This is a genomic window from Streptomyces sp. NPDC005181, assembly GCF_040608395.1.
GTDB lineage: Bacteria > Actinomycetota > Actinomycetes > Streptomycetales > Streptomycetaceae > Streptomyces.
Genome location: NZ_JBEXID010000004.1, coordinates 48,835 through 61,751 on the forward strand (window position 1 = coordinate 48,835; position 12,917 = coordinate 61,751).

Here is a 12,917-nt window from a genome sequence, read left to right on the forward strand (position 1 = left end):
CGGCTCCTATCGGCGAGACCGGCCAGTCGATGTCGCAGCAAATCAAAAAGAACGGCGAAACGGTCTTCCGTTCAACCCATTACGTCGAGCTTCTCCGCCGGTTCGGGCAGCGGCAGCTGCTCGCCGACCACGCCGCGTACCTCGGGTGCACGCCGCGGGGCTGCGCGGGGCACGGGCCGCCGACGCGGTGCGGGCGGTCCAGTTCCAGACCGTCGGCTTCCTGCTCGTCGAACGCAACCGGGAACGCTCCCCGGTCCAGTCCCCCGGCGAGGGTGATCTCTGGGGCGCGGCCACGGCCGAGCACGACCCGGCGCTGGCCCGCGCGCTCGCCCTCCCCGCCGACCAGGAACGACTGTTCACGGCGTCGATGCGGGCGCTGGTGAACGGACTGCTCGCCACCGGTAGGAGCTAGCCGGCCCCTCGCCGGGCGGCTCGAACAGAAGGCGCCCGGATGGGGGGCTGTCAGTCCCGGCCCGTATTCTCTGTGACCATGCTCGACGACCGCCAGACCGCAGCACCATGGCCGACCGCCTACCCACAGGGGTACGCGGTCGTCGACGTGGAGACCACCGGACTCGCCCGGGACGACCGGATAGTGTCCGCTGCCGTCTACCGGCTGGACGCGCAGGGCAATGTCGAGGACCACTGGTACACCCTCGTCAACCCGGAGCGGGACCCCGGCCCCGTCTGGATCCACGGCCTGACCAGCGATGTCCTGGAGGGCGCCCCGCTCTTCCCCGAGGTCACCGCCGAGCTGTCCGAGCGGCTCGCGGGCCGCGTGCTCGTCGCACACAACGCCGCCTTCGACTGGTCGATGCTGGCCCGGGAGTACGCACGCGCCGCGGTCGTCGCCCCCGTCGAGCACCGGCTCTGCACCATCGCGCTCTCCAAGGAGCTCCGGCTGCCGCTGCCCAACCACAAGCTGGAGTCGCTGGCCGCGCACTTCGGAGTCGTACAGCAGCGTGCGCACCACGCGCTGGACGATGCCCGGGTGCTGGCCGAGGCGTTCCGGCCGAGTCTGCACGCGGCGGCGCGCGACGGCGTGCGGCTGCCGCTGCTGGAGTGCCGCCCGCTGACCGAGTGGTCGGACTCCCCGGTCACCCCGCGGGTCGGCTACCAGCCGTCGTACGGCAGCCAGAGCAGCTGGCGCCCTTCGCGCAAGCGGCCGGCCTGCCCGTATCCGAACCCGGGGCGGTACGACAAGGACAAACCTCTCATGCAGGGCATGCGGGTGGCGTTCTCCGGGGACACCTCCATCGACCGTGAGCTACTGGAGGACCGGGCGATCGAGGCCGGGCTGCATGTGGCGACCAGCGTCTCCCGGCTGACCAGCCTGCTGGTCACCAACGACCCCGGCGCGGCGACGTCGAAGACCGTGAAGGCAAAGGCGTTCGGCACGCCGATCGTGGACGAGAGCGCCTTCACCCACCTGCTGCGTGATGTGGCACAGGTGTCGACGACGACCGGGGCGCCAGTGGCTCCTGCCCTGCCGACGCCGTCATCGGAGTGAACCGGGGGCGACTCGCCCGTCCGCCGCTCGCCGCCCGGCGCCCCCGCGTCCCACCCTGTGGCGCATGGCACGTTGTGAAGTTTGCGGAAACGACTACGGCATGTCGTTCGAGGTGCACGCGCAGGGCGCGGTGCACGTCTTCGACTGCTTCTCCTGTGCGATTCACCGGATGGCGCCCATCTGTGAGCACTGCCGGGTTCAGGTCATCGGCCAGGGTGTCGAGGTGGACGGGCACTGGTTCTGCGGCGGTCACTGCGCCCGGGCCGAGGGGAAGGTGGGCATCATCGACAAAGTCTGACCACCGGCCGCGCGGCCCGTTCCGCCACCCCCTCCGCGATGCACCCCATGACGCAGTTGTACCGTCGTGGGGTGTACCGCTTCCTGTTGACCCGGCAGTGGCTGATCCTCGCCCTCCTCACCCTCGTCCTCATTCCCACGATGGTCGAGCTGGGCTTCTGGCAGCTGCACCGGCATGAGCACCGGGTGGCGCAGAACTCTCTGATCTCGCACAACCTCAAGGCGAAGCCGGTTCCGGTCGCCACGCTCACCTCCCCGGGTCACACGGTCCCGCGCTCCGACTACTGGCGTGCGGTGACGGCCACGGGGACGTACGACACGGAGCACGAGGTCGTCGTGCGCCGCCGGACCTCCACCGACGGCAGCATCGGCTTCCACGTACTGATCCCGCTCGACCTCAAGGGCGGCGGTACGGTCCTGATCAACCGCGGCTGGGTCACCGCCGCCGACGACCAGCGCGCCTTCCCGGACATCCCGGCCGTGCCCAGGGGCGAGGTGACCGTCACGGGGCGGCTCAAGGCCGACGAGACGACGGGCACCAGCGGCATCAAGGACCTGCCGGACCTGCCGGACCGCCAGGTGATGCTGATCAACAGCGCTCAGCAGGCCAAGGCGCTCTCCCGGCCGGTCCTCGGCGGCTACATCGAGCAGGCCGGGCCCGAACCGTCCGGCGACGTCCCCGAGCTGATCGAGGCCCCCGACGACAGCTCCATCGGTCCGCACATGGCTTATGCGGTCCAGTGGTGGCTGTTCGCCGCGGGCGTCCCCGTCGGATATGTGGTGCTGGCCCGGCGCGAGAAGCGCGACCGGGTGGAGGCGGCGGCCGAGGCCGAGGCAGCCGGAGAGCCGGAGCCCGCAACGGTCTGACACGGTGCCCGCGACAGCTTGACCGGAGGCCGCTCGGCGAGTGGCCTCGACAGGTGTCTGCGGCCGCCCGTGGGACACCGGCTGCTTAGCGGAGCCCCGGTTCGGGAACACGGCAGAACGTGACCCCACGCATCGAGGACTACGCCCTCATCGGCGATCTGCAGACAGCCGCCCTGGTCGGCAGGAACGGTTCTGTGGACTGGCTCTGTCTGCCCCGCTTCGACTCGGGCGCCTGTTTCGCCGCCCTGCTCGGCGACGACGACAACGGCCACTGGCACATCGCCCCGAAGGGCGCGGACACCTGCACCCGGCGCGGCTATGTGGGTGACTCGCTCGTCCTGGAGACGTTCTGGGAGACCCGCACCGGTACCGTCAAGGTCATCGACTTCATGCCGCAGCGTGACCAGGAACCCGATGTCATGCGGATCGTCGAGGGGATCAGCGGCACCGTCGACATGACATCGGTGATCCGGCTGCGCTTCGACTTCGGCTCCATCGTGCCGTGGATGCGCCGCTCGCAGGGCCACCGGGTGGCGGTCGCCGGACCCGACTCGGTCTGGCTGCGCAGCGAGCCGCCGGTCAAGACGTGGGGCCAGGAGTTCTCCACCTGCTCGTCGTTCACCGTCTCCGCGGGCGAGCAGGTGGCGTTCGTACTGACCTGGCACCCCTCGCACTCGCCGCGCCCCGATCTCGTCGATCCGCACGAGGCGCTGAAGAACACCCTTTCCGACTGGGCCGAGTGGTCGGCCCGCTGCAAGTACCGGGGCCCGTACCGGGAATCCGTGATCCGCTCGCTGATCACCCTCAAGGCGCTCACCTTCGCCCCGACCGGCGGCATCGTGGCGGCCCCCACCACGTCACTGCCGGAGGAGATCGGCGGTGTACGGAACTGGGACTACCGCTTCTGCTGGCTGCGGGACTCCACCCTGGCACTCAACGCGCTGCTCTCGGCCGGCTATGTGGGAGAGGCCGCAGCCTGGCGGGACTGGCTGCTGCGCGCCGTCGCCGGGGACCCCGCAGACCTGCAGATCATGTATGGACTGTCGGGCGAACGGCGGCTGCCGGAGGCGGAGCTGCCATGGCTGAGCGGATACGAGAACTCCAGCCCGGTCCGGATCGGCAACGCGGCGGTCCGGCAGCGCCAGCTCGATGTGTACGGAGAGGTCATCGACTCGCTCCGGCTCGCGCGCGAGGCGGGCCTGGCCGACCAACCGCACGCCTGGAGCCTGCAGCTCAGCCTGCTCGGGTTCCTGGAGTCCACCTGGCGCGAGCCGGACGAGGGTCTCTGGGAGATCCGCGGCCAGCGCCGCCACTTCGTGCACTCGAAGGTGATGGCCTGGGTCGCCGCCGACCGCGCGGTGCGCACCCTGGAGGCGAACCCGTCGCTGGCCGGGGACGCCGAGCGGTGGCGGGTGATGCGGGACGCCGTGCACCGAGAGGTGTGCGAGAAGGGGTACGACCCGGTTCGGAACACATTCACGCAGTCGTACGGCTCCCGGGACCTGGACGCCGCGACGCTGCTGATCGCCCGGACCGGATTCCTGCCGCCGGACGATCCGCGGCTCGTCGGCACGGTCGACGCGGTCCGGGCCGAGCTGGGCAGCGACGGTCTGGTCCGCCGCTACAGCACGGAGGGCGTCTCGATCGACGGGCTGCCGGGCGGCGAAGGGGCGTTCCTGGCGTGCTCGTTCTGGCTGGCGGACGCGCTGCGTCTGACCGGGCGCACCGAGGAGGCCACCGAACTCTTCGAGCGGCTCCTCGCGCTCCGCAACGATGTCGGGCTGCTCTCCGAGGAGTACGACACCGTGGCGCGGCGGCAGTTGGGCAATTTCCCGCAGGCATTCAGCCATATCGGACTGGTGGGCACCGCCGTCGCACTGACCGGGGAGGACATGCAGGAGGCCGAGGCGGCAGGATAGGGGCCATGGATCTTGAATTGAAGGACCGTGTGTACATCGTCACCGGCGCGACCCGGGGGCTGGGCAACGCCACGGCGCGGGAACTGGTGGCGGACGGCGCGAAGGTGATCATCACCGGCCGTGACGAGAAGCGGGTCGAGGCGGCCGCCGCCGAACTGGGGCCGGATGCCGTGGGTCTCGCCGCCGACAATGCGGAGCCCGCCGCAGCGCAGCGGCTGGTGGACGCCGCCCATGAGCGGTTCGGGCGGCTCGACGGCATACTGATCAGTGTCGGCGGGCCCGCCCCCGGCTTCGTCGCGGACAACACGGACGAGCAGTGGCAGTCGGCATTCGATTCGGTGTTCCTGGGCGCGGTACGTCTGGCCCGTACGGCGGCCGCGGCTCTCGGCGAGGGCGGGGTGATCGGCTTCGTGCTCTCCGGCTCGGTCCATGAGCCGATCGCCGGACTGACCATTTCGAACGGCCTGCGACCGGGCCTGGCGGGATTCGCCAAGTCCCTGGCCGACGAGCTCGGCCCGCGGGGCATCCGCGTGGTGGGCGTGCTGCCGGCCCGGATCGACACGGACCGCGTGCGTGAGCTGGACGCGCTGTCCGGCGACGCGGAGGCGTCGCGTGCGGCGGCCGAGGCGCGCATTCCGTTGCGCCGGTACGGTACGCCGCAGGAGTTCGGCCGGACGGCAGCGTTCCTGCTGTCGCCCGCGGCGTCGTATCTGACGGGGATCATGGTTCCGGTGGACGGCGGTGTGCGGCACGGGTTCTGAGCCGGTGCGGGGCAGCGGGGCCGTCCGGTGGCCTCAAGTCCCCGACCTCCCCATGGCCTCAAGGGCATGGGGGACCCGGTGGACGCGACGGTGAAGCTGCCGGACGTCCTCGCCGTCAACTCACGCGTTCTGCACGGTGTTTGACCGCTCGCAGCCGGACCTCGGCCGGCAGCTGCGCCAGCCCCGCCGAGTCCCGCGCATGGGCCAGTGCCTCGTCCGTGAGGCGGCCCAGTGCCTCGTCCGGTGCCGCATGCGGTTCCATCAGCAGCCTGATCCGGGCCTGCGGCGAACTGCGCCGGCCGACCAGCATCACCTGGGCACGGGCCACCCCGTCCAGCGTCCCCGCCTCCCCGGCGAGCACGCCTTCCAGGGCCCGGCCGCGCAGCAGCGCCCCCTCGCCGTCGCCGCTGTCGACCAGCACCTCGGCGAGGCGGGCGCGGCGGAGCTGGGCGAGGAACCACCACAGCGCGAGGACGACCAGCACGGCAAGAACCGCGATCACGGTCGGCCACCACCAGCCGTCGGCGCGCCAGCGGTCCCGGTCGGCCTCGGAGAGCAGCACATCGGTCCTGCCGTCCCACGGCCACCAGGACGGTACGGAGAGACCCAGTCCAGCGGCGAATACCGCGCCGCTGCCGCAGATCAGCACCAGCCCGGCGAGGCCGAGCAGTACCCGGTTGACGGTACTGAGCACCGCGGTCACCCCTTCTTGGCCGGACGGCGGACATGCACCGACAGGCTCGGCGGCTTCGCCAGGCCCAGTTCGTCGATGCCCTGTGCCAGTACGGTGTCCAGGTCGGCCCGTACGTCGTCGAGTTCACGGAAGTGCGACACGGCGCGCACCGCGGCCTTGCCACGCCCCATCCGGACCCGCACCGACTGCACGCCGGACACCTCCACCGCCCGGTCACGCAGGACCAGAGCGGCGGCAGTCCGGTCGATCCCGGCCCGTACACCGGGACGGTCGCGGCGCATCGGCAACAGGTCGCGCAGGCCGGGCGTGGCGGCGAGGACGATCAGCCACAGGCCGATCACCATGGCGACCCCCGCTCCGGCCAGCACCCATACGTTGTTCAGCGGCCGCTGCGCCAGCTCGTCGGCGAGCGAGCGGCGCCACTGCATCGCCGGATGGTCGGCCCGCACCGCCGCCACGTCGTACAGCAGCAGGCCGGAGCCGCCGAGGACCACCAGCGCGACAAGACCGGCGGGGATGCGGCGCGCGGACCAGAAACGGCCGGCGCTGCTGCCGCCGCCTTCCTTCGTCGGCGCCGGGTCGTACGAGGCGGCGGAGGCCGACTGGTCCAGGGCCACTTGGCCGCCGTGTTCCGCGGGGTCGACGGTGGGCAGGTGCCTCGTGCTGTTCCCCGGGTCCTGGGGTTCGGTCATCGGATCCTCCCCTGTGCCGCGGCACTCGCTCCCGCGGGGTGCAGACGCTCGACCTGTACGGCCACTTCGGGCACTTCCATCCCCGCCAACGCCTTTACCCGTTCGGTGACCTGCCGACGCACGGCACCGCACTGGCGGCCGATGTCGGTGGGGTATCCGAGTTCCAGACTGACCCGCACCCGTGCGGTGTCGCGGTGCACCGTGACGGTGGCGCGTGGAGATGCCCCCTCCTTCGGCGGCTCGTCGATCGCCTCCTTCGCTGCCTGTGCGGCGATCTTCGCGACCACCCTGTCGGCGATCCGGGTCTCCCCACGTTCCGCGGCGGGGATCCCGCCGAGCACCCCCGACAACGCCGTCACCGCCGTCGGTCGCCGCGCTCGCGACTCCGGAAGAAGTCGCCGGGTTCCAGGTCGCCGTCGAGGAAGCGACCGGCGATGAAGCCGACCGCTCCCAACGCTGCGACCAGCAGAAAGGCCCCGAATCCGCCGAAGTACCCAGCGAATCCGAGCGCCATGCCGGCCACTAGGCCGACCACAGCCATGCTCATCGTGCGCTCCTCAACTGCGTCGGGTGGGAGGCCTACTGGAGACGTGGCTCGGACTGGTCCTCGTCCTCCTCGTCGGGCAGCTTCACATCGCTGACCGCGATATTGACCTCGACGACCTCGAGGCTCGTCATCCGTTCGACCGCCGCAATGACGTTCTCCCGCACATCACGGGCGACGTCGGAGATCGACACGCCGTAGTCGACGACGATCTCCAGGTCGAGGGCGGTCTGCGACTCGCCGACCTCCGCCTTGACGCCGCGGGTCACGGACTTGCCGCCGCCGGGGACCCGGTCGCGCACCGCTCCAAAGGTGCGGGAGAGACCGCTTCCCATCGCATGGACACCGACCACGTCGCGCGCCGCCATACCGGCGATCTTCTCGACCACACCGTCGGCGATGGTCGTGCGGCCACGGGTGGCGGGATCTCCCCCACCGCGCTTGGTCAGCGTGCTCCTTCTGCTGTCGTCCCCCGTCGCGTTGTCGGGGTGCTCGGGCCGGTTCCGCTGTGGGGTGTCGGTCATCGCCACTCTTCCCTTCGGGGCAGGGTCGAACTTCGTTGCCCACATTAAGTGCGCTTGCCCCGTCTCGCGCCGTGGATGCGGCAGGCTGGAGCAATGACGACGGCTGACAGCCCGCACAGGGCCGACGGATGGACAGCTGCGGTACGGCAAAGGCTCGGCCTGGGCCGATTGCTTCCTCTGGGCGGTCCGGCGGACGGCGCGTGGATCTCGGAGCGGGCCGCCGTCGCGGTGCTGCGCCGGACGGCCGGCGCGCCCGGCTCCGGCCCGGTGCTCGGTGACGTACGGATCGCGGTGGCGGATCCGGACTCCGCCCCGAGCCCGGCACTGCCTGCCCCGCCCAGTGCGCTGCCGCCCGGGCCGCTGCGAATCGAGGCGACGATGTCCGCAACGGCCGACCGGCCGCTGCCCGCCGCCGCCGCCGCACTGCGCTCGGCGCTGCTGACGGCCGCCGCACAGCGGCTGGGCCTGGTGGTGGGCGAGGTGGATCTGCGGGTGACGGAGCTGCTGGACACGGCCCCCGAACGGCCGGCTCCGGAGCCGTCCCCGGTGCGTGGAACGGAGCCGGAGGGCGTGGCGGGGACCGCGGCCGCCGGGGTCCCCGGTGTCGCGGCACTGACCCGGGTACTGGGCAGCGCGGTGCACACGGCGCCGGACCATGTGCGGGTCGAGCTGGCGACGTCCGGGGACCACCGGGCACTCGACGTGGCGCTGGCGGTGCGCATGGCGGTGTCGGACGCCGTGACGGGGCATCCGCCGGTCACCGTGCTGGTCACCGCGGTGGTGGAGGAGGGCTGAGAGGGACGGCCGGGCGGCCCTTCGCCCGGCTGGTGCCGTGCGCTCAGTCGGTGACGCCCGCAAGGTCGCGCAGTCGGCGGCCCTGCGCCGCGCGCTCGGCGGTGCGCTGGTCCTCGTACGTACGCGAGACGGCACCGCTCAGCAGCGCCTTGGTCTCGATGACGGCGTCGCGCGGGGCCGCCAGCAGTGCGGCGGACAGGTCGCGGGCCGCCTCGTCGAGCTGGTCGGCGGGGACGACGAGGTTGGCGAGGCCGGTGCGCTCGGCCTCCTCCGCGTACACAAAGCGGCCGGTGGCACAGATTTCGAGCGCGCGGGCGTATCCCACCAGGTTCACCAGGGGGTGCGTGCCGGTGAGGTCCGGGACCAGACCCAGGCTGGTCTCGCGCATGGCGAACTGCACGTCCTCGGCGACGATCCGCAGATCGCAGGCGAGGGCGAGCTGGAAGCCGGCACCGATGGCATGTCCCTGGACGGCCGCGATCGACACGATGTCGTTACGGCGCCACCAGGTGAACGCCTCCTGGTACTCGGCGATGGTCGCGTCGAGATCGGACTCCGAACCGCGCGCCAGGTCCAGGAAGGACGGCTCACCGTCGAACCCCTCAGGGGTGAACGCCTGCCGATCGAGACCGGCGGAGAAGGACTTGCCCTCGCCGCGCAGCACGACGACCCGCACGCTGCCGGGCAGTGCCCGTCCGGCCGCCGTCAACGCCCGCCACAGAGCGGGGGACTGAGCGTTGCGCCTGGCCGGATTGGTGAGGGTCACCGTGGCAACCGCGTCATCGACGGTGAGTCGTACGCCGTCCTGGTCGAGCACAGAGTCGAGCGAGGTCATGGGGCGCCTCCGGGATCGGGTGCAGTCAGCAGGTCGAGCTAAGTGACTGAACAGTAACCACCCGGTCGATCGCACGATCTACCGGGTGGCCACCGCCGAAACCGGTGAGCCCTCGGGACGCGTCCGTCCTGCGACGTGCCCCGATCCGCCGACGGCCGTCAGGCCACGGCGACCTTCTTGCCTCGTGTCGCTCCGCCACGCCCTCGCAGCGTGACTCCGGACTCGCTGAGCATCCGGTGGACGAATCCGTAGGAGCGGCCGGTCTCTTCGGCCAACGCCCGGATGCTCGCACCGGAGTCGTACTTCTTCTTCAGGTCTGCCGCGAGCTTGTCGCGCGCGGCGCCGGTAACCCGGCTGCCCTTCTTCAGAGTCTCGGCCACCCGTGCCTCCTCATGGGAAGTGCGCTCTGGACTCTCATGATCACCCCTCAAGGGCTTCCTGGCCACCCATTCGGCAAGGTCGGTACAACCGGTTTGGCACCCCGGGAATACGCCTTCACAACCGGAATCCAGCATTCCGTAGGGCGAGGGGGATGGGTGGCAGCGGATCCGAGATGAACGGGCAGGTCAGGGCCGTACGGGGGGCTGCAGCGCCACATGGGTGCGCCCGGCAGGTATCTGCCGGGCGCCGCGCCGCGGTATGAGAGGTCCTCACACAGATGATGGATCACCTCTGGGCCGAATGATCCAGTCGAAGTGGATCAGGCCAGTGCGACCAGGTCCCGGTAGTCCGCGCCCCACAGGTCCTCGACGCCGTCCGGCAGCAGGATGATCCGCTCGGGCTGGAGCGCCTCGACCGCACCCTCGTCGTGCGTGACGAGAACGACCGCGCCCTTGTACGTGCGCAGCGCGCCGAGGATCTCCTCGCGGCTGGCCGGGTCGAGGTTGTTCGTCGGCTCGTCGAGGAGCAGCACATTGGCGGAGGAGACCACCAGGGTCGCGAGCGCGAGACGGGTCTTCTCACCGCCGGAGAGCACCCCGGCCGGCTTGTCGACGTCGTCACCGGAGAAGAGGAACGAGCCCAGCGTCTTGCGGACCTCGACGAGGTCGAGGTCCGGGGCGGCGGAGCGCATGTTCTCCAGGACGGTGCGCTCCGGGTCGAGGGTCTCGTGCTCCTGCGCGTAGTAACCGAGCCTGAGACCGTGTCCCTCGATGACCTCGCCGGTGTCCGGCTTCTCGGCGCCGCCGAGGAGCCGGAGCAGGGTGGTCTTGCCCGCACCGTTGAGGCCGAGGATGACAACGCGGGAGCCCTTGTCGATGGCAAGGTCCACATCGGTGAAGATTTCGAGCGAACCATAGGACTTGGACAGCCCCTCCGCCATCAGGGGGGTCTTGCCGCACGGCGAGGGCTCGGGGAAACGCAGCTTGGCGACCTTGTCGGAGACCCGGACGGCCTCCAGGCCGGAGAGCAGCCGCTCGGCGCGCTTGGCCATGTTCTGCGCGGCCACGGTCTTGGTGGCCTTGGCGCGCATCTTGTCGGCCTGCGAGTTGAGGGCCGCGGCCTTCTTCTCGGCGTTCTGACGCTCACGCTTGCGGCGCTTCTCGTCGGCCTCGCGCTGCTGCTGGTAGAGCTTCCAGCCCATGTTGTAGATGTCGATCTGCGAGCGGTTGGCGTCGAGGTAGAAGACCTTGTTGACGACTGTCTCGACGAGGTCGACATCGTGGGAGATCACGATGAAGCCGCCGCGGTAGCTCTTCAGATAGTCGCGCAGCCAGACGATCGAGTCGGCGTCGAGGTGGTTCGTCGGCTCGTCGAGGAGCAGGGTGTCGGCGTCCGAGAAGAGGATGCGGGCGAGCTCGACGCGGCGGCGCTGACCGCCGGAGAGCGTGTGGAGCGGCTGTCCGAGCACCCGGTCGGGCAGGCTGAGCGCGGCGGCGATGGTGGCGGCCTCGGCCTCGGCGGCGTAACCGCCCTTGGTGAGGAACTCCGTCTCCAGCCGCTCGTACTTCTTCATGGCCTTTTCGCGGGTGGCGCCCTTGCCGTTCGCCATCCGCTCCTCGTTCTCACGCATCTTGCGCAGGATCTCGTCGAGACCGCGGGCGGAGAGGATGCGGTCGCGGGCGAGGATGTCGAGGTCGCCGGTGCGCGGGTCCTGCGGGAGGTATCCGACCTCGCCGGAGCGGGTGATGGCGCCGCCGGCGGGCACGCCTTCACCTGCGAGGCACTTGGTGAGGGTGGTCTTGCCCGCTCCGTTGCGGCCGACGAGACCGATGCGATCGCCCTTGGCGATACGGAAGGAGGCGGACTCGATGAGGATGCGAGCGCCGGCGCGCAGCTCGATGCCGGAAGCGGTGATCACGGGTAAAACTCCAGGGCGGTATGGACGGCGGGCGGGATGACGGGCGGAGTTATCTCGACGCCGTCTAGTGCACAAGGAGAATTGCCATAGGGGTCATTCTACTGGCGGTGTGCAACTCCATTTCCGCGTGCTGCCGCCACTGCCCCCACCTGGCCCGCCGGGTGCTCGCCCAGCGCCGCCGGTTCACTGCACCCTGTTACCAAAAACGGGCACATGCGGATGAACCGCCCGATACTCGGCGCAGGGCGGTGAGGCAGCCGCGGCCGGAGCAGAGAGTGGTGCCCCCATGCAGTTCGACGACGACGCCGATCTGGACACATCCGAGGTCCAGGATGTGCGCGGCAGCCGGATCCCGGGCGGCAAGGCCACAGTGGGCGGCGGCATCGTCGGTCTCATCGCGCTGATCCTGGGGCTGTTCTTCGGCGTCGGCCCCGACCAGCTGGGCCTGTCGTCGGGCGACTCGGGCACGACGGCGACCGCGTCCTCGGCGGCGCAGGTCGAGCAGAGTTGCCGGACCGGCCAGGACGCGAACACCAGGGACGACTGCCGGACCGTCGCGGTGGTCAACAGCGTGCAGGACTTCTGGCGCCAGGAGTTCGCCCGGCGGGGCGCGCGGTACACGGACGCGAAGACGGTTCTGTTCACCGACCGGATCGGCACCGCCTGTGGTGCCGCAACCTCGCGGTCGGGCCGTTCTACTGCCCGGGCGACCGGCAGGTCTATCTGGACCTGGGATTCTTCGACGAGCTGCGGACGAAGTTCGGATCGAGCGGTGGCCCGTTCGCCGAGGCATACGTCGTCGCGCACGAGTACGGCCACCATGTGCAGAACCAGATGGGAACGCTGAGCCGGTCGCAGGACGGCCTGACGGGCTCGAACAGCAACGCGGTGAAGGTGGAGCTGCAGGCCGACTGCTACGCCGGGGTCTGGGCCCACCACGCGACGACCACGCCCGACGAGTCGACCGGGCGGCCGCTGATCACCTCGCTGACGCCGGCGGATATCCGGGACGGGCTCGACGCGGCCGCGGCGGTGGGCGACGACCGGATCCAGGAGAGGTTCCAGGGCCGGGTCACCCCCGAGTCCTGGACGCACGGCTCGGCCGCGCAGCGCCAGCAGTGGTTCACCACCGGCTTCCGCAGCGGCGACATGGCCGACTGCAACACCTTCCGCTGAGCCG

Annotated in this window: 14 protein-coding genes and 2 pseudogenes; 8 read left to right on the plus strand and 8 right to left on the minus strand. The window is 70.7% G+C overall.

All coding sequences use genetic code 11. The features are described from left to right. Positions 1–145: 145 nt before the first annotated feature. From ABZV38_RS04280 to ABZV38_RS04305, 6 genes and pseudogenes are all read left to right on the plus strand, one after another. Positions 146–412 (plus strand): annotated as a pseudogene (locus ABZV38_RS04280) (TetR/AcrR family transcriptional regulator); the annotation flags it as partial. 72 nt (positions 413–484) lie between these two features. Further along, entirely contained in the window at positions 485–1,510 is a 1,026-nt protein-coding gene (locus tag ABZV38_RS04285) for a DEDDh family exonuclease (RefSeq protein WP_356324380.1), read from the plus strand. Positions 1,511–1,574: 64 nt separating this feature from the next. Further along, positions 1,575–1,808 carry a hypothetical protein gene (locus ABZV38_RS04290; protein WP_078852816.1) on the plus strand — a complete coding sequence of 78 codons (234 nt, stop codon included), beginning with the start codon at positions 1,575–1,577 and terminating at the stop codon, positions 1,806–1,808. Positions 1,809–1,879: 71 nt separating this feature from the next. Then, positions 1,880–2,674 (plus strand): SURF1 family protein, encoded by a 795-nt coding sequence (locus ABZV38_RS04295; protein ID WP_356324649.1) that lies wholly within the window; start codon positions 1,880–1,882, stop codon positions 2,672–2,674. Between the two features lie 119 nt (positions 2,675–2,793). Then, positions 2,794–4,593 (plus strand): glycoside hydrolase family 15 protein, encoded by a 1,800-nt coding sequence (locus ABZV38_RS04300; RefSeq protein WP_356324382.1) that lies wholly within the window; start codon positions 2,794–2,796, stop codon positions 4,591–4,593. Between the two features lie 5 nt (positions 4,594–4,598). Then, positions 4,599–5,354, plus strand: a complete 756-nt coding sequence (locus tag ABZV38_RS04305) for an SDR family oxidoreductase (protein WP_319739336.1) — start codon at positions 4,599–4,601, stop codon at positions 5,352–5,354. Between the two features lie 115 nt (positions 5,355–5,469). Here ABZV38_RS04305 and amaP read toward each other — a convergent pair whose 3' ends face one another. Genes amaP through ABZV38_RS04330 form a run of 5 tightly spaced genes read right to left on the minus strand, consistent with a single transcriptional unit; the run spans position 5,470 to position 7,808 of the window. Next, entirely contained in the window at positions 5,470–6,057 is a 588-nt protein-coding gene (gene amaP / locus ABZV38_RS04310) for an alkaline shock response membrane anchor protein AmaP (protein ID WP_356324384.1), read from the minus strand. Beyond that, entirely contained in the window at positions 6,054–6,740 is a 687-nt protein-coding gene (locus ABZV38_RS04315) for a DUF6286 domain-containing protein (protein ID WP_356324386.1), read from the minus strand. Before ABZV38_RS04315 ends, amaP begins: the two co-directional genes overlap by 4 nt. Next, positions 6,737–7,090: a hypothetical protein gene (locus ABZV38_RS04320; protein WP_356324651.1), complete on the minus strand. Its 354-nt coding sequence runs from the start codon at positions 7,088–7,090 to the stop codon at positions 6,737–6,739. The genes ABZV38_RS04315 and ABZV38_RS04320 overlap by 4 nt, the downstream gene beginning before the upstream one ends. A gap of 5 nt (positions 7,091–7,095) precedes the next feature. Further along, on the minus strand, positions 7,096–7,287 hold the full coding sequence (locus tag ABZV38_RS04325) for a hypothetical protein (RefSeq protein ID WP_030920082.1): 192 nt from the start codon (positions 7,285–7,287) through the stop codon (positions 7,096–7,098). A gap of 32 nt (positions 7,288–7,319) precedes the next feature. Continuing rightward, complete coding sequence (locus ABZV38_RS04330) at positions 7,320–7,808, minus strand: Asp23/Gls24 family envelope stress response protein (RefSeq protein WP_356324388.1); 489 nt, start codon at positions 7,806–7,808, stop codon at positions 7,320–7,322. Positions 7,809–7,901: 93 nt separating this feature from the next. Between ABZV38_RS04330 and ABZV38_RS04335 the strand changes: the two genes are divergently transcribed. Next, complete coding sequence (locus tag ABZV38_RS04335; protein WP_356324389.1) at positions 7,902–8,603, plus strand: hypothetical protein; 702 nt, start codon at positions 7,902–7,904, stop codon at positions 8,601–8,603. 43 nt (positions 8,604–8,646) lie between these two features. On the opposite strand, the gene ABZV38_RS04340 is transcribed toward ABZV38_RS04335, so the two are convergent. From ABZV38_RS04340 to ABZV38_RS04350, 3 genes are all read right to left on the minus strand, one after another. After that, positions 8,647–9,438, minus strand: coding sequence for an enoyl-CoA hydratase/isomerase family protein (locus tag ABZV38_RS04340; RefSeq protein ID WP_356324391.1), 792 nt, complete (start codon positions 9,436–9,438; stop codon positions 8,647–8,649). Positions 9,439–9,596: 158 nt separating this feature from the next. Continuing rightward, positions 9,597–9,818, minus strand: coding sequence for a helix-turn-helix domain-containing protein (locus ABZV38_RS04345; RefSeq protein WP_356324394.1), 222 nt, complete (start codon positions 9,816–9,818; stop codon positions 9,597–9,599). A gap of 320 nt (positions 9,819–10,138) precedes the next feature. Further along, on the minus strand, positions 10,139–11,737 hold the full coding sequence (locus ABZV38_RS04350) for an ABC-F family ATP-binding cassette domain-containing protein (RefSeq protein ID WP_356324396.1): 1,599 nt from the start codon (positions 11,735–11,737) through the stop codon (positions 10,139–10,141). A gap of 286 nt (positions 11,738–12,023) precedes the next feature. Here ABZV38_RS04350 and ABZV38_RS04355 point away from each other — a divergent pair. Further along, positions 12,024–12,913: pseudogene (locus ABZV38_RS04355) on the plus strand (neutral zinc metallopeptidase). Positions 12,914–12,917 lie beyond the last annotated feature (4 nt).

Bases quoted from the DNA above. Each gene is read 5' to 3' on its own strand.
- ABZV38_RS04325 (WP_030920082.1), bottom strand. From the start codon at position 7,287: ATGAGCATGGCTGTGGTCGGCCTAGTGGCCGGCATGGCGCTCGGATTC.
- ABZV38_RS04315 (WP_356324386.1), bottom strand. From the start codon at position 6,740: ATGACCGAACCCCAGGACCCGGGGAACAGCACGAGGCACCTGCCCACC.
- ABZV38_RS04340 (WP_356324391.1), bottom strand. From the start codon at position 9,438: ATGACCTCGCTCGACTCTGTGCTCGACCAGGACGGCGTACGACTCACC.
- ABZV38_RS04290 (WP_078852816.1), top strand. From the start codon at position 1,575: ATGGCACGTTGTGAAGTTTGCGGAAACGACTACGGCATGTCGTTCGAG.
- ABZV38_RS04305 (WP_319739336.1), top strand. From the start codon at position 4,599: ATGGATCTTGAATTGAAGGACCGTGTGTACATCGTCACCGGCGCGACC.
- ABZV38_RS04335 (WP_356324389.1), top strand. From the start codon at position 7,902: ATGACGACGGCTGACAGCCCGCACAGGGCCGACGGATGGACAGCTGCG.
- ABZV38_RS04330 (WP_356324388.1), bottom strand. From the start codon at position 7,808: ATGACCGACACCCCACAGCGGAACCGGCCCGAGCACCCCGACAACGCG.